Origin of the sequence: Cytobacillus oceanisediminis 2691 (genome assembly GCF_000294775.2) — a bacterium.
Taxonomy (GTDB): domain Bacteria; phylum Bacillota; class Bacilli; order Bacillales; family Cytobacillaceae; genus Cytobacillus; species Cytobacillus pseudoceanisediminis.
This window is the reverse complement of record NZ_CP015506.1, coordinates 3,464,172-3,482,833: the sequence shown is the minus strand read 5'-3', so window position 1 is coordinate 3,482,833 and position 18,662 is coordinate 3,464,172. Positions and strand designations below refer to the sequence as shown.

The following is an 18,662-nucleotide window of genomic DNA, read 5'->3' as shown; positions in this document are numbered from 1 at the left end:
GAAGGAAAGGAGTTTTACAGCATGGTAAACCCAAACTTAAAAGCACCGGATGGCCCTCCGAGTGATGTTGAGGGAATTAAGGATCGAAGCAACTATTTGCGCGGAACGCTGGCGGAAGTTATGCAGGACAGGATCAGCGCCGGAATTCCCGATGATGATAATAGATTAATGAAGCACCACGGGAGCTATCTGCAGGATGACCGGGATCTGCGGAATGAACGCCAGAAACAAAAGCTTGAGCCTGCCTACCAGTTTATGCTCCGGCTGCGCCTTCCTGGAGGGGTCGCAACACCTGAACAATGGCTTGTGGTGGATGATTTAGCTGAAAAATATGGGAACGGCACATTAAAACTGACAACACGCCAGACCTTCCAGATGCATGGAATCTTAAAATGGAATATGAAAAAGACAATTCAGGCAATCCATTCGACGATGCTTGATACGATAGCGGCATGCGGCGATGTGAACCGTAATGTAATGTGTATCTCAAATCCCGATCAATCGGAAATTCATTCAGAAGTGTATGAGCTGGCAAAGATGCTAAGTGACGACCTCCTGCCCCGCACACGTGCCTATCATGAAATTTGGCTGGAAGAAGAAAAAGTAGCGGGCTCTCCTGAAGTGGATGAAGAGGTTGAGCCGATGTATGGCCCGCTTTATTTGCCCCGTAAATTTAAAATCGGGATTGCTGTACCGCCTTCCAATGACATAGATGTCTTTTCCCAGGATCTCGGCTTCATTGCCATTGTGGAAAACGGCAAGCTGGCAGGCTTTAACGTGGCAATCGGCGGCGGAATGGGCTTCTCCCATGGAGATAAGGCGACCTATCCGCAGCTTTCGAAAGTGATCGGCTTTGTGACACCTGATAAGATTTACGAAGTGGCTGAGAAGGTCATAACGATTCAGCGTGATTACGGCAACCGCTCAGTCCGGAAAAATGCCCGTTTTAAATATACGGTAGACCGCCTTGGTCTGGAAACAGTTATTGTAGAGCTGGAGAATCGTCTGGGCTGGAAGCTGGATGAAGCTCGGGGATTCAAGTTTGATTCCAACGGAGACCGCTACGGATGGGTAAAGGGTGTCCGCGGAAAATGGCATTTTACGATGTTCATAGAAGGCGGCCGTGTGGCAGACTTCGACGGATATAAATTGAAGACAGCATTGCGTGAGATTGCCAAAGTTCATAAAGGCGATTTCAGGCTGACCGCCAATCAGAACCTCATTATCGGAAGTGTATCAACTAAAGATAAGGCAAAGATCGAGGCGATAATTAATGAGTATGGCTTAACTGACGGAAGCCGCTACAGTGCATTGCGCCGCGGATCCATGGCCTGCGTGGCCCTTCCGACATGCGGTCTGGCGATGGCCGAGGCAGAACGCTATCTTCCTGTATTGGTCGATAAAATTGATGAGATTGTTGACGAAGCAGGATTGCGGAACGAAGAAATCACTATCCGCATGACGGGCTGCCCGAACGGCTGCGCCCGTCACGCGCTCGGCGAAATCGGCTTTATCGGCAAGGCGGTCGGCAAGTACAATATGTATCTCGGGGCAGCATTTGACGGAAGCCGCCTCAGCAAAATGTACCGCGAAAACATTGGCGAAGAAGAAATCCTGAACGAGCTGCGTGCCATTCTGCCGCGCTACGCCCGTGAACGTCAGGACGGCGAGCATTTTGGCGATTTCGTGGTCCGGGCAGGGATTATTGAAGCGACAACGGACGGGACTAATTTTCATGATTGAGCTGAAGAAAGATGGGGCGGGGGCCCTGTCTTTTTTTGTTTGTGTGCGGGGCCGAATGCACGTAAATATTTCTATCCGCACATATTTTCTGTCTATAAGCACACAAAATTGTCTATCCGCACATAAATTTTGGCTATCCGCACATAAACATTCCCTTCGGATTTTTTCTTAGAGGATTTGAAGGAGTATTGCAAAATTTTTTAGTATAAAACAAGAATGGAGTGAAAAAATGATCCTCAAAGAACGAAAAGTTCCTCTTTTAATCCGTAAAACAGAAGCTCTCCTCCGCAGGCTTCCAGCTCATCACCCAAAAATTCCTATCATTAACGAAGAACTGAATAAAAGACTTGCAGGCTATAAAGGAGAAGTTTCATTGGATTTTCCTCTTGATTTTCTAGATAATAAGGTATATTTTATCCTTCATGATCTCCGCCTGCCAGATAATGATCGATTTTTCCAAATCGATACTCTTATACTTACAAAAAAGTTTGCTCTAGTAATTGAAGTGAAAAATATAACAGGTATCCTGCATTTTGATACGGTATATAATCAATTGATTCGTATAAAGAATGGAAAAGAGCAAGTTTTTCCCTGCCCTTTAATTCAGGTGAATAGACAGGCATCGCAGCTTAGAAGTTGGATTAATGCCAATGTCAGTATTGAAAATTTACCGGTCTATTCATTTGTAGTCATAAGTAATCCGCATACAGGAATTAAAGTCATTCCTCCTCATATTGACCTCAGCCATAAAGTTATACACCGAAATACTCTTCCTATAAAAATTGAGCAAATAGAAAAATCCATTAATAGAGAAATCAGTGATAAACTCCTTAAAAAGGTCATTCGTTTATTTAAAAAGCAAAATACAGAACAGGAAAGTTCAATACTATCAAGATTCCAGATTAATCAATCTGAAATTCTTACGGGCGTATTCTGCCCTTCTTGCACCTATCTGCCTCTTGAAAGAGTGATTCGCACCTGGAGATGTCCTAAATGCAAGATAACCAGCAAAGAAGCGCATATCAAAGCATTGCATGACTATAGCCTTCTGCTGGGGGATACCATCACGAACAAGGAGCTCAGAAACTTTCTGCATATTCCTTCTTCCTATACCGCAACCCGACTCCTCCAATCCCTCAACCTCCCGCAAACCGGCGCTCATAAAAATAGAAGATATACACTGATTTTCTCCGAAGGAAACACCAATCAAAAGGTAATTAAAAGAGGTATTTGATAGTAAATGTCGAAACATTTAGATATCTATAAACCTATCAAGGAGGAATATTCATGCCAAACGAGGAAATGCTTTTGATTCCAGGGCCGACGCCTGTTGCGGATTCGATTTATGAAGCAATGGCACAAGAGACACGGGGGCATACGGATCCCAGGTTTGCTGCAATTTATAAAAGTGCGATTGAGAAGACCAGGGAGATGCTGAAGACGGATGGGGAAGTGTTTGTAATCTCTGGCTCAGGAACGATAGCAATGGAAATGGCTCTGGTCAACACGGTTGCAGCTGGAGAAAGGCTTTTGATTATAAGTCAGGGCTTCTTTGGTGATCGTTTTCAGCACTTAGCCAAGGCGTTCGGAATCCAGGCAGATATCATTCAGTCCGAATGGGGAAAGCAGGTGGATCCCGCAGCTGTTGAGGAAAAACTTGCGTCCCATTCCTATAAAGCTGTGACGATTACCCATGCTGATACTTCAACTGGTGTTGCGGCAGATTTGGATACATTAATGCCTATCATTAAAAAGCACGGGGCTCTTGTTATTTTGGATGGGGTCTGTGCGACAGCGGCAATGGAGGAGGATATGAGCAAATCGTATGGCGAAGGGAAAATTGATGTCGTTTTGACAGGTTCACAGAAGGCGATTGGTGTCCCGCCAGGTCTCGCTGTTGTGGCATTCAATGGGACTGCACTGGCTGCAAGGGAACAAATGGAACGGGTTCCTGCCTACTATTGCGATATCTATAATTGGATTCCCATTATGCATGACCCCCAAAAATACTTTGCTACACCGCCTGTTAATCTGATTTATGCCTATGATGAGGGCATGAAACTGGTCTTGGCTGAAGGAATGGACAATCGCTACAAGCGCCATGAAGCATATGGTAAAGCGGTCAGGGCTGCACTTGCTGAATATGGAATGAGGGCAATTGCCGATGAAAATGCAGCAGCAGCAACTCTCAGCTGTATCCTTTACCCTGAAGGAATGGATGATGCTGAATTCCGTGCATCTCTTGCGAAAAAAGGTGTGATTGTTGCGGGAGCACTGGCTCATCTGGCAGGAAAAGCGTTCCGAATTGGCCATATGGGGAATACGTCTGAAGATATGCTTGAAAAAGCCATTGTGCTGATCGGTGAAACAATGAACGAAGCGGGATTTGAAGCAGATATCCAAAAAGCAGTTGATAGGTTTAGAGAACTTGCATTGCCTGTTGCTTGATAAGGAGGGAAAAGATGTCTGATTTGACTTTGCGAGCGGCTGAGACAGAACTTGGAGAATTGAAACTTATAGGGATCCGCGTCTTATGCCCGCCGGATCAGTATCTAGCCGAAATTCCGCAGGCTATAAATCTATTATTGGGCTGCCTTACAGAAATTAAGGGAGCTGTAAATCCAAATCGGCTAGTTGGTGCCTTCAAAGTGGAGGAAGACTCTCCTGAAGAAGACGGATATTGGATTGGCATTGAGGTGAAGGAATTTATAAGTGTACCTGATGGTATGTTCTCATTAGAAATTCCACCGCAAAAATATGCTTCTGTCCGGCACAAAGGACCTAATGATGAGATTGGAAATACCTATAGGGAATTGCACAGCTGGATTGAAGAAAAGGGATACAAGCGGCTGAAAAATAAGTGGCACATAGAAATCCATCATAGCTGGGAGAGTATGGAGGATTTAGATATAGAGCTACTGGACACGATATCATAATGTTAAAAGACTGCCTTCCCGGCAGTCTTTTCCCTGAAAAAAGAAGAATGGAGAATTTAAAAGTGATAGATTATCGAATTAAGCATATGAAGGGCTACGATGAAAAAATAGGAAATCTTGTATCAATGCTTGAACATGCCAGGTCTGTGACTCTCAAAGATGTTGCTGGGTTGACACAGAAAGAGCTGGATTTTCTTCCCGATGAAAACATTAATTCAATAGGAGCACTTCTGAAGCATATTGCTTTTGTTGAATATGTTCACCAAATCATTACTTTTGAAAATAGAGATCTTAACGAAAAAGAACTTTCAAAATGGGCCGCCGCTTATGAATTAGGTGAGAAAGCAAGGAATGAAATTAATAATCATCCTCTTGAATTTTACTTGGAGGAACTGTCAGCAATTAGAGAGAAAACGCTAAAACTTTTAACATCTAAACAGGATAGCTGGCTATACCAAGAAGGAAAGTGGAGCAACGGATTAGCCTTTAATAATTATTGGTTCTGGTATCACGTCATGGAGGATGAAATTAGCCATCGCGGACAAATCCGGGTGATAAAAAGACAGCTGGCAACTCAGAGGTGATAAGCTGACCGTCTGGTTTTTCCAAAAATATGAAACTATAGTTCCTTTTATTCGTATATAAGGTAAAACATTTAAAGGCGGTTAAAAGTTATGAACAAAAAAAATTGGGCCCTTTCAACAAGCGGAATGGCATACGGTCTGTCGCTGGGACTAGTTTTTGGAATGCTATTTGAAAATTGGGCATTGGGTATTGCCGTGGGAGTCGCCTTTGGGGCATCCTTTGGATCCTCAGAAAAGAAGTAAAGGAGGATCTGCCTTGATTAAAAATAAAAAGCTCTTTCTGACTTCAATTGTGTTAATCGTTATTTCCATGGCATTAAACTTTCCTTTTCCACATGAAAATCGACTAGGTAATGCAGGGGTTATGATTTTAAATATTCCAATTAATTCAGCGGATGGATTTCATTATACAGGGATTTTTATTCTCCTTTTACTTCTGCTGGGTATGGTCTTGCTTCATCGTTCACTCGAAAAATATCATTTGCGATCATTTTTTGCCGTTATCATCATCGTTTCCCTTCTTCCTCCTTCTCTGGCAGAGGCTTATCAAAAAACGCTGGCAAATGGCATCAATGCCGTTTCCTATATAAAAGATGAAAGTCAATGTAAGTTTGTAATGATTGGTGAAGATACTTTGCAGGGAACTTGTGAGCTGCCATTTGAAAATTACAGCAATGATGAAGTGTCTTTTACTATCGGCTTTTATGACACATATTTATTTGAAGAGGATGTAAAGATGCTTTCACTGATGAACAGCGGTAAACCTAGTAACGTTAAATTGCTCCCAAACGAAGCTAAGGTTGTCCGGATTGAGAAAGAGATCGATGTGTCAAAAATCAAAAACCACGTTGAAAATGGAGAGGCCGCTTATGTAAGCATCATTATTAAGTCAGGTGATAAAAACAGGAAATTATAAGAAGGTGCTGAAGAAATGAACATAAGATTAAAACCCGTCACAAGAGACAACTGGGAAGAAGCCATTAAGATGAAGGTAAAAGAATCGCAGCGTGACTTCGTTCCTTCAGCGGCTGTTTCACTTGCAAAGGTATATATTAAACCAGATGGGGATGCAATAGAGTATATCCCATTTTCTATATATGACAATGAACAAATGGTCGGTTTTATCATGCATGCCTATGAACCGGACACGGCTAACATGTATTGGATTAACGGTTTTTTTATTGACAAAAATTATCAGGGCAGGGGATATGGACGGCCAGCATTAGCCGAGATGATCGGCTGGATAAAAACTAAATTTCCGCAATGCGAGGAAATCCGCTTGACTGTTCATAAAGATAATCATCACGCAAGGAATCTGTATAAAAACTTCGGATTTTCCCCGACTGGAGAGATTTGGGGAGAGGAAGAAGTTTACTATTTTTCTGTAAAAGGAGATATTTATGATTAATGAAACACTAAAAATAAATAAGCAAAGCTGGGATGAAGCGGCTGAAAGGTTTTATGGGCGCAATCCGCTGCCTGAATATGGACCGCTGGCACCAACTGAAGATGATCTTCAATTGTTCGGAGATGTGCGCAGCTTAAAGATGCTGGAGATTGGGTGCGGAAGCGGGCATTCCCTAAAATATTTGGACCAGCGCGGAGCGGGTGAATTATGGGGATTGGATCTGTCTTCCAGGCAAATCGAATCCGCAAAGGAACTTCTGGTAAATTCATCTTCACGAGTAAAGTTGTTTGAATCCCCGATGGAACAAAATCCGGGAATCCCTGCTGATTACTTCGATTTCGTTTTTTCCATTTATGCGATTGGCTGGACCACGAATTTAGACTGTACGCTTAAAAACATTCATCATTACCTTAAATCAGGCGGGGTGTTTATATTCAGCTGGGAACATCCGATGTATAACCGGATTAAGGCTGAAAATGGAGCATTAATTATGGATAAATCCTATCATGAGGAAGGCTCCTATCAGCATATAGCCTGGAACCAGCCTGCCATTATGCAGCAATATAAACTAAGTACATATATCAATTTATTAATAGAAAACGGGTTTGCGATTGAAAGGGTAATTGAAGATGCCAGCCTTACTGAAGAAGATGTTCAGCGGCATTCCAACCGGTGGTATTCCTATGAAAAAACGAAAGCTATACCCGCTGCTTTTATTATTAAATGCAGAAAGCTATAGAAGAAAAGGCGGATGAGACCGAATGACCTATCATATTAGAGTCAGAGCAGGTGCAGTCATTATAGAAAACAATTCGATTCTGCTGATTGAGTTTCAGGATGAAAGAGGCCTTCATTACAATTTGCCTGCAGGAGGGGTTGAACCCAAAGAATCTGTTATTGATGCAGTGAAAAGGGAAGTGAAAGAAGAGGCATCTGTAGATGTGACGGTCGGCCCATTGGCATTCGTTTATGAATATGCCCCTCACTTAAATGAATTCAGGTATGGGCAGATACATTCACTGGGCTTACTGTTTGAATGTCAGTTAAGGGAAGGCTCATTGCCTAAAATGCCTTCAGCCCCGGATCCTAACCAGACAGGAGTTAGATGGGTGCCGCTTTCTGAACTGGCCAATATAGTATTGTATCCTAATATGAAAGCTCACATCTTGGAATATGTTAAAGATAAAAGAAACATAGATTTGATCCAAGAACACACACTGGATGTGTACGCAATGGAGATGAAAAAATGAACGAAGAAATAATGATCGATTGCGGTGAGGTCATCCTTAGGGAATACAGGATGGAAGATGTGCCAGAGCTCTATGAAATTACTTTACAGCCGGAAGTATATAAGTTTATTCCGGGTGCACAGGCTACGCTTGAACAGCGTATGAACTGGATGGAGGATTATGAAATTCCTGCGAATAAAAAATTCAGGTCCTCGATGCCTGCCCTGAAAGATGCAGGATATTTGAATTTGGGAATCATACTAAAGGAAACTGGAAAGTTTATTGGTTTTTGCAATACAGGAATAAAAGATGAATTGCCTGAGCCGAACAGGGAAATTGGCTATGCCATCTCAAAACACTACCGAAATAAAGGATATTCCACGCTTGCTGCAAAAGGGCTAATGGGATTTCTTTTTGAAAAAACAGTTCTTGAAACACTGAATGCCGTTGCATTAACAAGCAATTCCAGTTCCATTCGCGTTCTGCAAAAGTGCGGATTTCAGCATGCTGGAGAAATGGAAATCGACGGAGAGCGATATTTCCATTACATCATCAGAAAAAAGGATTGGGCATCAAATTCTTAAAACAGCCGTAACTGCAAAGACACCCTCCATCCACTGTGAGGGTGTCCCGTCATTCCATTATCTATCTGATTTAGAGTTTGTATTAAATGTGCCATTTCTGTTTTCCTGTTCATGTCCACGGACCTGGTCTCCGCCATTTCCTTTTTCGTGTACCTTTTTGCCGCCGAGTTTTACGTTTGGATATTCTTGTTCCTGCATGGTATTCACCTCCATGTTAATTAAATTATCCATAAAGGAAAAAAATATAAATTTTGGGGTTTTTAAATGGAAATAACACTTATCAGACATGGCAGGTCATCGCAAATGGATAATCACCGCATGAATAGCCGTGAATTTAAAAAATGGGTTGAAATATACAACCGCTTAGGGATTCTTGAGGGTGAGACTTGTTCTTCTGACGCAATTGAAAAAGGGAGTTCAGCATCTTTTTTACTTACAAGTGATTTAAAAAGGTCAATCGAGTCGGCCAAAAGCATAAATCCTTCTGCAAAGATACAGACAGATCCATTATTCAGGGAAACTGAATTGCCCATACCTGCCGATAAATTTCCGGGTATGAGATTGAAGCCAAATACCTGGGCTGTGGTATTAAGGCTACTATGGTTATGCGGCTATTCACAGGGCTGTGAATCATACAGGGATGCAAAATTACGGGCAAAGCATGCATCATCAACATTAACCTCTATTGCAAAAGAACATCACTTTGCTGTTCTCGTAGGTCACGGTTTTTTCAACCATTTAATTGCGAGGGAACTTCAAGAAGCCGGGTGGATCGGGAAGAGAAAAACAGGTTCAAAGCATTGGAATGCGGATACTTACATCTTTTAACGGAGGGGAAGTAGAATGGTAAAACCTAATCTGGCAACCAGATTCAAAACATTTGGACAATATGAATGTCATGGATCCAGTGGGCTTTATGAGTTCTTGTCTTACAAGATTGCAGAGGATGAAGAATTGCTGGTTTTGGCATCTGAAGCGAGAGAAGGCCAGCCTGTGCCGAATTTATTTCTTGGAGCCATTCATTATCTGCTTTTAAGCGGGAAAGAGCATGAACTTAAGGAATATTATTCAAGCTTAGTGGAGAATCCAAGAAACCCTCTTGAATCTTTCCAAAGCTTTAAAGATTTCTGCAGGCTAAATTCACAGGAAATTAAAGAAATAGTAAAAGCAAAATTAGTCCAGACGAATGAAGTTAGGCGCTGTGCTTACTTATACCCTGTGTTTGCCTGGATCTTTCAGCAAACCGAAAAGCCCCTGGCCTTGATTGAAATAGGAACAAGCGCGGGCCTGCAGCTTCTTTGGGATAAATACTGCTACACATATGGTACAGAAGAAACTTTTGGAAATCCAGCCTCGAATGTTCAATTATCCTCTGAAATTAAAGGAGGCCATGTCCCGATTTTACCGCCAGAAATGCCGCCGGTAGCTTCAAGAACTGGAGTTGATTTGCATATAAATGACCTGAATAATGGGGAAGACTTTCTATGGCTGAAATCACTTATCTGGCCAGAACACCAGGAGAGAAGAACTTTATTCGAAAAAGCTGCCCAATGTGTGAAAGAAAATCCAATCAGCCTGTTTGAAGGAGATGGTGTTGAGCTTTTGCCCAGTCTGATTGAAGGTATACCTGATGAACACACAATCTGTGTTTTCCACACCCATGTGGCGAATCAAATGCCCGCTGATGTAAAGGAGAATCTGCTTGGAAAAATAAAAGCAAGCGGACAAAGCAGGGATATCTTTCATATTTATAACAATATCCAGGACCGGAATTTGCATCTGGATTATTATCTGGATTCCAAAGAATATAAGAAATTGGTCGGCCAAACCGAGGGGCATGGACACTGGTTCACATGGGAATTAAATTAAGCTTCCTTACTATTTCGCACCTCTAAAATTTTGAAACTTGACAGCATCTGTTATACTTATCTAGGTAAGTATATATTGTTTTAACCTATTAACAGATATATCTTGCAAATATTAAGTGATAGGTGGAAATACAAATGAGTCAAAAACCATACAGAGTTTTACTTTACTACATGTATGTTCCGATTGAGGACCCTGAGGAGTTCGCAGAGGAGCATAAAGCTTTTTGCAATGAGCTGGGCCTAAAGGGGCGTATTCTTGTTGCGAATGAAGGCATAAACGGGACTGTTTCCGGACCAGTGGAACAGACCGACAGGTATATGGAAGCAATGAAGCAGGATCCGCGCTTTGCGGAAATGGTTTTCAAAATAGATGAAGCAGATGGACATGCATTTCCTAAGATGAAGGTTCGTGCCCGTCCCGAGCTTGTAACTCTTCGCCTTGAAGACGATGTGAACCCGAACGAGGTTACAGGCAAATATCTGGAGCCAAAAGAGTTCTTCGAAAGACTTCAGGATGAAGACACAATTGTGTTAGATGCACGAAATGATTATGAATATGATCTTGGCCACTTTAGAGGTGCGATCAGGCCGGATATCAAAAATTTCCGCGATCTGCCGGAATGGGTCCGTGAAAATAAAGAATTGCTTGGTGATAAAAAGATCATTACGTATTGCACAGGCGGCATCCGCTGTGAAAAGTTCTCCGGATGGCTTGTAAAAGAAGGATTTGAAGATGTAGCCCAGCTTCACGGAGGAATTGTCACTTATGGAAAAGATCCTGAAGTACAGGGAGAGCTTTGGGACGGCCAGCTATATGTATTCGACGATCGCATTGGCATTCCGGTTAACCAAAAGGAGCATGTAATCGTAGGCAGGGACTACTTCACAGGCGAGCCATGTGAACGCTATGTCAACTGTGCAAATCCTGCATGCAATAAAAAAATCCTATGCTCTGAAGAAAATGAGCATAAATATATGCGCAGCTGTTCTGATGAATGCCGCACGCATCCTCGGAACCGTTATGTTGCTGAACACGGCCTTTCCGAGTCAGAAGTGGAAGAAAGATTAGAAGAAGTAAGAGCATAAATGTTTGGAGCAGATTTTCCTTTATGGAATCTGCTCTTTTTTTATTGGAAATTTCATGAAAACTGATATAATATTCTTAAAATTTTTAGGTGGGTGGGATATGGAGAATTTACTGTTATTTCTGTTTATGTCGTTTCTGCTTGTCATTTTGCCGGGACCTGATACTGGCATCCTAATTCAAAACACGATTTCGAGCGGGAAAAAAAGCGGCATTAAAACGATGTTCGGATCTGTCGCCGGGCTGATGGTCCATACAATGGCCGTTGTATTTGGCTTATCGGCATTAATTGTAAAGTCTGCTTACATTTTTTCTTTTATTAAGTATGCTGGTGCGATATATCTTATTTATTTGGGCATCGTTTCGTTAAAGTCTCTATCAAATAAACAAGAATCAGCGGACATGGTGAGAAAGCATAAGAAGAACAAGTCCCATTTTCTTCAAGGATTTTTCACTTGTGTGTCCAACCCAAAAGTAGCTGTATTCTTTTTAACATTTTTTCCTCAATTTTTAAGTACGGAAGGGAATCACTTTGCGCAGTTTCTTGCGATGGGCTTAATATATAGTCTTATCACAATTATCTGGTTCTTTTTCTACGTATATTTGATTGACTTCTTCAGGGCCTGGCTGAAAAAACCTTCTGTTAATAATGCCATCCAAGGCGTTTCTGGTGTGGTTTTAATGGGCTTTGGCATTAAATTGGCACTTGAGAAACAGCCTTAAGAAAGGGACTGCTTAACCTCTAATATAGGTTAAAGCAGTTTTTTTTATAATTATACCTTTGATTATAGCTGTTCTCCCCATCTTCTAATTAAATCTGTCATAGCATATTTGTTCTGTTCAAACTGCTTAGCCCGGTGCCCATTTGCGCCAGAAGGATGCGGAAAGCCGGATACTATGATATGTCCTGTAAGTTGTTTGGCTGTGTATAGATGACGGATGATCCTTTCGGCGGTTATTCCCAGCGGGATAATGAGTGCATGGCCATTGATTTGAGCCAGCTCTTCTGGGAATACTTCTGTTGCATACTCGGCAAGCATCGCTGTTTTTAAAAGATCAGGCTGGTGTCCGGTATAATTATTGCCACGGAAGAAAACCGGATATTTTAGAACAGATGTGGTGTGAAGGAGCGGTCTATTTCGCTCGAAAAGTGTATCAGAGCCATCAATGTGCAGTGCTTCATATAAACCGCATTGATCTAGCATGCTTATTAAATTTCTCCTCATCCCTCCTGAAAAGCTGGCTGCCTTTTTGGTCTCCTTCAGGATTGCATTAAGCTCTTTTTCAGCAGCCAGTCCTTTCATGAATGATTCAAAGGCAATCCTCATTTGGCTCCATCCAGGAGTAATCCCGACGATCACAATTTTTGCGTCTTTATTGATATATTCGTTGTGCGGAGCATAATATATGTCCAAATCCCCACCCTGACTTATTAAGAACTCTTCAGTCATTAATTGATCCTTTGTCAGCGGCTCGCCTTTTGGGAGCTTTTCAATGGCCGGAAGATACTTTGAAAGTAATGAACACTCCATCAAGATCTCCTTCTAATATGAATTGGTATATGAATAATGTTACCAAATCATGAATAATAAAAGCCATCTAAGAGACATTAACAAATAAAAAGGATTCTGCTCATGATTGGACTGATAATAGCTGCCATTCTTTTTAATTTCATTGCATTTACAACCAAAAAGCGTCTGACTAAAAATCAAATTTTACATATATGGACATTCACAATTTCAGCTCAGCTGATATTTGATGTCATGATTGAGTTTAAATATTGGGGATACTGGTACTTTGACAAGGAGCCAAACTGGGCAGGATTGATGGCGCATATTGTTCTGGTACCCCCGGTTAACATGATGTTTCTGAATTGGTATCCTTTCAGAGGGGATCTCATTAAACGATTTTCTTATATTATCTTTTGGGTAGTTGCCATTTTGCTGTATGAAGTCATCGCTTTATTGCCCGAGCCCTGGGGATATTTTAATTATGGCTGGTGGAGATTATGGCATGCAGCTTTACTTGATCCCATGCTGCTTTTATTGATGGTCAAATTCTATAAGCTGATTACGAGGTTTGAAGGGGAACTTAAATAACAGTATAAAGGATGATCTATAAGGGGGATGTGCTCTCCCTTTTTGTGTTAGATGAAATGATTTATGGCAGATGACTGTGATACAATTTAAGTATACATATTCCCGGAAGGAGAACATTTGTGGATATTAAATTGAGTCACAAATTGATAAAAGAAATGTGCGGTACTGTCTCCTTCAAAAGAGGGGACGCTTTTTTCCGTAATAAGAAGGTAACGATAAAGAAATACAATGATGATATTTGTGAAGCAACAGTATCTGCTGGTGAGGATTTTTTCGTCTCGGTCGAGAAAACATCCGGAAACAGTTTTAAGACATTGTGCAGCTGTCCAAATCTAGCTTCGTTTGATAAAGAATGCCAGCATGCAGCGGCTGTGCTGCTGGAAATTTATGATATGCAGCAGCACAGATCGCCCATGATAAAGGATTCAGCAGGCACCCTTGGGGTTTCTCCCGAACACGCCTTAACGGATGGTCTCATGACACTTTTCAGTGAACAGCCAAGAAGGTCAAGCGGACACCAGCTTCATTTTGAAAACAGGCAGGTGCTACATCCGGAATTCACATGTGTGCCTGTTCATTTGGGGAAGGGGCATTATTTGTTAGCAATAAAATGTACCATCGGCCCAACCGCTGTCCTCGATATCCGGCAATTTCTTCACTCCGTTAAAGAGGGTGAACCAAGCCTATTATCATTATCATTTACCTATGACCCCGCTTTGCATTGTTTCCCGCCAGAATCTGATGCAGTCCTTCACCAGCTGATACAGCTGATACACGATGAATCCATTTATATAAATGCTTTAATGGATGATTTCGATTATACTGCGACCAAGCATATGCTCTTAATCCCTCCATCATCGTGGGAACGTTTGAAGCCTGTTTTGGCGCTCGCTGAGAAAGTAAGGCTTGAGATAATGGGAAAAACATTTGAAAGGATGGCTTTTTCAAAGGAACGGCTGCCTTTAAGGTTTGAGCTTAGCGAAAAAGAAGAGAAATGTTATTTAAATGTTTTTGGCCTGGATCGAATGCTGATTCTGGATTCGTATTATGCTGTTCTATCTGGCGGCAAATTAATCACGCTCAATAAAGAAGATTGCCAGCGTTTATATGATTTAACACAAATGCTGGAGTCAGCCGGGAGAAGCCAGATTCCGGTTGCTGCTGAACAAATGGAACTGTTTCTGGAAAAAGTGGTCCCTGGACTGAGAAAGCTGGGGGATGTCCATATTTCTGAAGACATGTCACAAAAATTTATGAAAACACCTTTGGTTGCCAAGCTATACTTAGATCGCCTGCGGAACCGGCTTCTGGCAGGAATTGAGTTTCACTATGAAAATATCGTGATCAATCCGCTTGAAAGCAGAGAGCCGAAAGGCGGCACGCGGATTATCAGAGATGTGGAATTAGAGGATGAAATACTTCAGCTTATGGAGGAAAGCTCCTTTGCAAAGACGGATGGCGGCTACTTTCTGCAAAATGAAGAGCTGGAATATGAATTCCTTTATCATGTTGTCCCTAAACTGCAAAAACTGGTGCAAATATATGCCACTACGTCTGTCAGAAACCGTATTTTCAGGGAGAATGCCAAACCGAAGATACGGATAAAAATGAAAAAAGAGCGGACGAATTGGCTGGAATTCAAATTTGAATTGACCGGTATAGCTGATCAGGAGATACGGGATGTATTATTTGCACTTGAGGAGAAACGGAAATTCTATCGCCTGAAAAATGGCGCGCTCCTTTCTTTGGAAACAAAAGAATTTGAGGAAATCCAGCGTTTTCTGAATGCTGTGCCTGAACAGGCTGAGGATCTGGAGAGCGGTTTGAACATGCCGATTGTATCTGGTCTTAGAATGCTTGAGGCAGCTAGTGATCAGGAGATGTTCCGTCATGAGGAATCCTTCAGGGAGTTTTTAGAAGAGCTTCAGAATCCATCATGCCTCCAGACTCCTGTGCCGGAAATCCTGAATCCTATTTTGAGGGAATACCAGAAAAACGGCTTTAAATGGTTAAAGACAATGGCGCATTATGGATTTGGCGGCATTTTGGCTGATGATATGGGACTGGGGAAGACGCTGCAAAGCATTGCTTTTATTCAGTCTGACCTTAAGGAAATTCGGGAGTATGCCGGTCCAGCACTTATTGTGTGCCCTTCATCCTTAACATATAACTGGTTAAGCGAACTGACGAAGTTCACACCGGACATCCAGGCTATTGTCATCGATGGAACTCAAAATGAACGGGCTGAGCTTCAAACGGATTTATCTGGCATTGATGTGGTGATTACTTCCTACCCCTTGGTGCTTAAAGATATTAAATGGTATGAAATGCAGGATTTTTACACTGTTTTTTTCGACGAAGCACAGGCGTTTAAAAATCCGGTAACCCAAACAGCGAGGGCAGTAAAGAAAATTAAAGCCAAGTATCGCTTTGCTTTAACAGGCACACCCGTTGAAAATTCTGCGGAAGAACTGTGGTCTATTTTTCATGTTGTCTTCCCTGAATTGTTTGGCGGCTTAAAGGATTATGGAAATTTAACACGGAAGACGATTGCCAGAAGGGTTCGTCCCTTCATGCTCAGGAGGCTGAAAGAAGATGTTCTTTCAGAGCTGCCTGAAAAGATGGAGCTTATTGATTCTGCTGAATTGCTGCCGGATCAGAAGAAGCTTTATGCAGCTTACCTGGCAAAACTGAGAGAAGATACCTTAAAGCATTTAAATAAAGATACACTCAGAAAAAACCGCATAAGAATCCTTGCTGGTTTGACACGGCTCCGTCAAATTTGCTGCCACCCTGCTTTATTTGTGGATGGATATAAAGGGAGTTCAGCAAAATTTGAACAGCTCAAGAGAATTATCGAAGAATCCAGATTGTCTGGAAGAAGAGTACTTATTTTTTCGCAGTTCACTAAAATGCTTGATCTTATTGGCCGAGAACTTGCCCTTCTGGATCTGCCGTTTTTCTACCTTGATGGACAGATACCTTCCGCGGAAAGGGTGGAAATCTGCCGCCGATTTAATGAGGGAGAACGCGATTTTTTCCTGATTTCATTGAAGGCAGGCGGTACGGGACTAAATTTGACTGGTGCAGATACAGTCATCTTATATGATTTGTGGTGGAACCCCGCCGTTGAGGAACAGGCAGCCGATCGGGCTCATCGCATAGGACAGAAAAATACCGTCCAGGTAATAAAATTATTGTCGAGAGGCACCATCGAAGAGAAGATGAATGAACTTCAGGATAAAAAGAAAAATTTAATTGAAGAAATCATCGATTCGAATGAAAGTGCAGCCGGAAGACTGACGGAAGAAGATATACGCGAAATATTAATGATCTAAAAGGAGAGACCCCATGCCAGAAAATAATCTAAAGGGGAGCAGATTCCCTGAAAAGCTGGCAAAGCCAGCAGTACGTGCACTTGAAGGGGCAGGCTATTTTTCACTGGAACAGCTAGCCGCTGCCACTGAAGCAGGATTGCTGGAACTTCACGGAATGGGACCGGATGCCATGGAAAAACTTCGCAAGGCAATGGCGGACAATGGTTTGTCATTTAAAGGTTAGTATGGAAGACGCGACTCTTGAGGCGCGTCTTTTTTTTGGCTGTCGTATATTTGGGTTGTTTTTAATTACTTAGTTTAATTTGCTGAGTTGATCTTCGCTGTGGGCACTTGATCTCGAAAATGCTGATGCATTTCCTTCGTGCGGTGTTGATTCGAGGAGTTTATTCAATGTCCTGCGGGATCACCGCACGCCCTGCGGAAAGCAAGTGCCCCGTGCTGAAATCAACGGGCAGAATTCATAGACAACAACAACAATCTATGAGAAAAAGCCTTCTTAATCTATCAGATTAAAGGAGGAATTTTCCAATAGTTAGAGAAACTCTTAGTATTAAAAGTTTGGAGGGATTCCTATGTGTAAAGTTGTTTCAAAGGAGTTTAAAGCAGTAGTCATAAAGAACAAGGGTCTTTTTAAGGATTATGCCGGCTTGGTGCCTGAAGCAGCTCAGAGCTTCTTGAAGCATGGCCATCTTGTACAGCATAGCAGCGGACTGGAAGTGACCATTTATGAACCTAAAAGAGGGGAAGACCACTTAGAGGGAATATTTTTTGTCGGTTACTTAGTTCATGAGAAACCTGATACGCTGCCAGATGGGATGGAATATATAGAGGTACAGCATACTTATGCATCAATCAGAGGAAAGGGAGCTGACATGGGCGGCCTGTATGCGCGTCTTAACAATTGGATTAAGGAGCAGGGCAATACGCAGGATTCCGCTGATCATTATATTTTGGAAGTTTATTATCCGGTTGAAAATGAGGATGAGGATGTAGAAGTATACATTCCAGTCAAAAACTAACCGCTCAAATTCTGAGCGGTTGTCTGTCTTAGATCTCTTTCGACGAAATCGGGAGAAAGAGCTTTATGCCCCTTTTATTAAATGGAAGCAATTTAAAATCGGCTATCAAATGACTTATATAACCCGCAAGGCATGTATAGAATACACCCTCTATGCCAAGTGATGCTTCAAATTTCGCAGAGATGAATCCAAAAAAAATAACACCCAGGATGGAATGAGTATAACTGCGGTGGGAAACGAAGGAAGCTATTAATATATAAACCCCAAATAATATCAGCCAAAGTTCCTGCAAAGAGATGCCTCCCGCCAGGACGCCAATTCCGGTAATGGTCAGCATATGCTTTTGCCTGATTTTCGCAGAAATGGCAGTCATACTGATCCCTATAGCGATTCCCAGCCATTTCTCTTTCGGCGAGCCTTCATAGAAGCTATAGATGATCATTAAAATTCCTATGATTTGTGCAACTGTCCGAACGACTTCATGTGAAAGTGTAAGCCGGTCACGAAGTTTTCCATCAATGTCGAGGTCCGGAATTAATCCAGAAACGCTGCCGAGTCCTACTAATAATAGAGTTGTGGATGGGCTGGCATGAACAGTGTTCGCAACCACGTATCCTGCTGCTGCTCCAATAGCTGCATGGGCGGTACCATTCAATATAATTTCCACCTTTATAATATATTTGCATTTTTTTCATGCATTCTTATATTATATCAAAACATTTGTTCTGTTTAGGGGTTAATAGATTATTTTGTTATTTAGGGCTAAATTC

The 18,662-nt window shown here is 42.0% G+C and carries 22 protein-coding genes; 19 read left to right on the top strand and 3 right to left on the bottom strand.

Going from position 1 to position 18,662, the window contains the following annotated elements:
- Nucleotides 1–21 precede the first annotated feature (21 nt).
- From cysI to A361_RS17475, 11 genes are all read left to right on the top strand, one after another.
- A complete protein-coding gene (gene cysI, locus A361_RS17520) occupies nucleotides 22–1,743 on the top strand; it encodes an assimilatory sulfite reductase (NADPH) hemoprotein subunit (RefSeq protein WP_019382537.1) in 1,722 nt (573 codons plus the stop codon).
- A 229-nt stretch (nucleotides 1,744–1,972) separates the two neighbouring features.
- Nucleotides 1,973–2,977 carry a nuclease-related domain-containing protein gene (locus A361_RS17515; protein ID WP_009333611.1) on the top strand — a complete coding sequence of 335 codons (1,005 nt, stop codon included), beginning with the start codon at nucleotides 1,973–1,975 and terminating at the stop codon, nucleotides 2,975–2,977.
- 53 nt (nucleotides 2,978–3,030) lie between these two features.
- Nucleotides 3,031–4,191: a pyridoxal-phosphate-dependent aminotransferase family protein gene (locus A361_RS17510; RefSeq protein ID WP_019382538.1), complete on the top strand. Its 1,161-nt coding sequence runs from the start codon at nucleotides 3,031–3,033 to the stop codon at nucleotides 4,189–4,191.
- Between the two features lie 14 nt (nucleotides 4,192–4,205).
- On the top strand, nucleotides 4,206–4,679 hold the full coding sequence (locus A361_RS17505; protein WP_019382539.1) for a GyrI-like domain-containing protein: 474 nt from the start codon (nucleotides 4,206–4,208) through the stop codon (nucleotides 4,677–4,679).
- A 62-nt stretch (nucleotides 4,680–4,741) separates the two neighbouring features.
- Nucleotides 4,742–5,263: a DinB family protein gene (locus A361_RS17500; protein WP_026041765.1), complete on the top strand. Its 522-nt coding sequence runs from the start codon at nucleotides 4,742–4,744 to the stop codon at nucleotides 5,261–5,263.
- Nucleotides 5,264–5,353: 90 nt separating this feature from the next.
- Nucleotides 5,354–5,506: a hypothetical protein gene (locus tag A361_RS30535; RefSeq protein ID WP_019382541.1), complete on the top strand. Its 153-nt coding sequence runs from the start codon at nucleotides 5,354–5,356 to the stop codon at nucleotides 5,504–5,506.
- 13 nt (nucleotides 5,507–5,519) lie between these two features.
- Nucleotides 5,520–6,179, top strand: coding sequence for a hypothetical protein (locus tag A361_RS17495; RefSeq protein ID WP_009333615.1), 660 nt, complete (start codon nucleotides 5,520–5,522; stop codon nucleotides 6,177–6,179).
- Between the two features lie 15 nt (nucleotides 6,180–6,194).
- Nucleotides 6,195–6,671, top strand: coding sequence for a GNAT family N-acetyltransferase (locus A361_RS17490; protein WP_019382542.1), 477 nt, complete (start codon nucleotides 6,195–6,197; stop codon nucleotides 6,669–6,671).
- Nucleotides 6,664–7,410 carry a class I SAM-dependent methyltransferase gene (locus A361_RS17485; protein WP_019382543.1) on the top strand — a complete coding sequence of 249 codons (747 nt, stop codon included), beginning with the start codon at nucleotides 6,664–6,666 and terminating at the stop codon, nucleotides 7,408–7,410. The genes A361_RS17490 and A361_RS17485 overlap by 8 nt, the downstream gene beginning before the upstream one ends.
- 22 nt (nucleotides 7,411–7,432) lie before the next feature.
- Nucleotides 7,433–7,921: an NUDIX domain-containing protein gene (locus A361_RS17480; RefSeq protein ID WP_019382544.1), complete on the top strand. Its 489-nt coding sequence runs from the start codon at nucleotides 7,433–7,435 to the stop codon at nucleotides 7,919–7,921.
- On the top strand, nucleotides 7,918–8,484 hold the full coding sequence (locus A361_RS17475) for a GNAT family N-acetyltransferase (protein ID WP_019382545.1): 567 nt from the start codon (nucleotides 7,918–7,920) through the stop codon (nucleotides 8,482–8,484). The genes A361_RS17480 and A361_RS17475 overlap by 4 nt, the downstream gene beginning before the upstream one ends.
- 57 nt (nucleotides 8,485–8,541) lie before the next feature.
- Here the strand turns inward: A361_RS17475 and A361_RS30285 are convergent, their stop codons facing one another.
- Nucleotides 8,542–8,682 (bottom strand): hypothetical protein, encoded by a 141-nt coding sequence (locus tag A361_RS30285; protein ID WP_019382546.1) that lies wholly within the window; start codon nucleotides 8,680–8,682, stop codon nucleotides 8,542–8,544.
- A gap of 66 nt (nucleotides 8,683–8,748) precedes the next feature.
- Here A361_RS30285 and A361_RS17470 point away from each other — a divergent pair, with 66 nt between their 5' ends.
- From A361_RS17470 to A361_RS17455, 4 genes are all read left to right on the top strand, one after another.
- The gene (locus tag A361_RS17470) at nucleotides 8,749–9,312 is read left to right on the top strand and encodes a histidine phosphatase family protein (RefSeq protein WP_019382547.1); all 564 of its coding nucleotides are present in this window, start codon (nucleotides 8,749–8,751) and stop codon (nucleotides 9,310–9,312) included.
- A gap of 15 nt (nucleotides 9,313–9,327) precedes the next feature.
- The gene (locus A361_RS17465; RefSeq protein ID WP_009333623.1) at nucleotides 9,328–10,353 is read left to right on the top strand and encodes a DUF2332 domain-containing protein; all 1,026 of its coding nucleotides are present in this window, start codon (nucleotides 9,328–9,330) and stop codon (nucleotides 10,351–10,353) included.
- Nucleotides 10,354–10,487: 134 nt separating this feature from the next.
- On the top strand, nucleotides 10,488–11,438 hold the full coding sequence (locus tag A361_RS17460; RefSeq protein WP_019382548.1) for a rhodanese-related sulfurtransferase: 951 nt from the start codon (nucleotides 10,488–10,490) through the stop codon (nucleotides 11,436–11,438).
- A 100-nt stretch (nucleotides 11,439–11,538) separates the two neighbouring features.
- The gene (locus A361_RS17455) at nucleotides 11,539–12,159 is read left to right on the top strand and encodes a LysE family translocator (protein ID WP_009333625.1); all 621 of its coding nucleotides are present in this window, start codon (nucleotides 11,539–11,541) and stop codon (nucleotides 12,157–12,159) included.
- Nucleotides 12,160–12,221: 62 nt separating this feature from the next.
- Here the strand turns inward: A361_RS17455 and A361_RS17450 are convergent, their stop codons facing one another.
- Nucleotides 12,222–12,968, bottom strand: coding sequence for a uracil-DNA glycosylase family protein (locus A361_RS17450; protein ID WP_009333626.1), 747 nt, complete (start codon nucleotides 12,966–12,968; stop codon nucleotides 12,222–12,224).
- 102 nt (nucleotides 12,969–13,070) lie between these two features.
- On the opposite strand from A361_RS17450, the gene A361_RS17445 reads away from it, so the two are divergent.
- The 4 genes from A361_RS17445 to A361_RS17430 all read left to right on the top strand — a co-directional run bounded on the left by A361_RS17445 (nucleotide 13,071) and on the right by A361_RS17430 (nucleotide 17,892).
- A complete protein-coding gene (locus A361_RS17445) occupies nucleotides 13,071–13,535 on the top strand; it encodes a hypothetical protein (RefSeq protein ID WP_009333627.1) in 465 nt (154 codons plus the stop codon).
- Nucleotides 13,536–13,654: 119 nt separating this feature from the next.
- Nucleotides 13,655–16,873, top strand: a complete 3,219-nt coding sequence (locus tag A361_RS17440) for a DEAD/DEAH box helicase (RefSeq protein WP_019382550.1) — start codon at nucleotides 13,655–13,657, stop codon at nucleotides 16,871–16,873.
- 13 nt (nucleotides 16,874–16,886) lie between these two features.
- Nucleotides 16,887–17,096 carry a DNA-binding protein gene (locus A361_RS17435; protein WP_009333629.1) on the top strand — a complete coding sequence of 70 codons (210 nt, stop codon included), beginning with the start codon at nucleotides 16,887–16,889 and terminating at the stop codon, nucleotides 17,094–17,096.
- A 349-nt stretch (nucleotides 17,097–17,445) separates the two neighbouring features.
- Nucleotides 17,446–17,892 (top strand): GyrI-like domain-containing protein, encoded by a 447-nt coding sequence (locus A361_RS17430; RefSeq protein ID WP_009333630.1) that lies wholly within the window; start codon nucleotides 17,446–17,448, stop codon nucleotides 17,890–17,892.
- Nucleotides 17,893–17,920: 28 nt separating this feature from the next.
- Here A361_RS17430 and A361_RS17425 read toward each other — a convergent pair whose 3' ends face one another.
- Nucleotides 17,921–18,547 carry a metal-dependent hydrolase gene (locus A361_RS17425; protein ID WP_019382551.1) on the bottom strand — a complete coding sequence of 209 codons (627 nt, stop codon included), beginning with the start codon at nucleotides 18,545–18,547 and terminating at the stop codon, nucleotides 17,921–17,923.
- Nucleotides 18,548–18,662: the final 115 nt, after the last annotated feature.

Bases quoted from the DNA above. Each gene is read 5' to 3' on its own strand.
- cysI (WP_019382537.1), top strand. From the start codon at position 22: ATGGTAAACCCAAACTTAAAAGCACCGGATGGCCCTCCGAGTGATGTT.
- A361_RS17515 (WP_009333611.1), top strand. From the start codon at position 1,973: ATGATCCTCAAAGAACGAAAAGTTCCTCTTTTAATCCGTAAAACAGAA.
- A361_RS17510 (WP_019382538.1), top strand. From the start codon at position 3,031: ATGCCAAACGAGGAAATGCTTTTGATTCCAGGGCCGACGCCTGTTGCG.
- A361_RS17505 (WP_019382539.1), top strand. From the start codon at position 4,206: ATGTCTGATTTGACTTTGCGAGCGGCTGAGACAGAACTTGGAGAATTG.
- A361_RS30535 (WP_019382541.1), top strand. From the start codon at position 5,354: ATGAACAAAAAAAATTGGGCCCTTTCAACAAGCGGAATGGCATACGGT.
- A361_RS17490 (WP_019382542.1), top strand. From the start codon at position 6,195: ATGAACATAAGATTAAAACCCGTCACAAGAGACAACTGGGAAGAAGCC.
- A361_RS17485 (WP_019382543.1), top strand. From the start codon at position 6,664: ATGATTAATGAAACACTAAAAATAAATAAGCAAAGCTGGGATGAAGCG.
- A361_RS17480 (WP_019382544.1), top strand. From the start codon at position 7,433: ATGACCTATCATATTAGAGTCAGAGCAGGTGCAGTCATTATAGAAAAC.
- A361_RS17475 (WP_019382545.1), top strand. From the start codon at position 7,918: ATGAACGAAGAAATAATGATCGATTGCGGTGAGGTCATCCTTAGGGAA.
- A361_RS30285 (WP_019382546.1), bottom strand. From the start codon at position 8,682: ATGCAGGAACAAGAATATCCAAACGTAAAACTCGGCGGCAAAAAGGTA.
- A361_RS17470 (WP_019382547.1), top strand. From the start codon at position 8,749: ATGGAAATAACACTTATCAGACATGGCAGGTCATCGCAAATGGATAAT.
- A361_RS17465 (WP_009333623.1), top strand. From the start codon at position 9,328: ATGGTAAAACCTAATCTGGCAACCAGATTCAAAACATTTGGACAATAT.
- A361_RS17460 (WP_019382548.1), top strand. From the start codon at position 10,488: ATGAGTCAAAAACCATACAGAGTTTTACTTTACTACATGTATGTTCCG.
- A361_RS17455 (WP_009333625.1), top strand. From the start codon at position 11,539: ATGGAGAATTTACTGTTATTTCTGTTTATGTCGTTTCTGCTTGTCATT.
- A361_RS17450 (WP_009333626.1), bottom strand. From the start codon at position 12,968: ATGGAGTGTTCATTACTTTCAAAGTATCTTCCGGCCATTGAAAAGCTC.
- A361_RS17445 (WP_009333627.1), top strand. From the start codon at position 13,071: ATGATTGGACTGATAATAGCTGCCATTCTTTTTAATTTCATTGCATTT.
- A361_RS17435 (WP_009333629.1), top strand. From the start codon at position 16,887: ATGCCAGAAAATAATCTAAAGGGGAGCAGATTCCCTGAAAAGCTGGCA.
- A361_RS17430 (WP_009333630.1), top strand. From the start codon at position 17,446: ATGTGTAAAGTTGTTTCAAAGGAGTTTAAAGCAGTAGTCATAAAGAAC.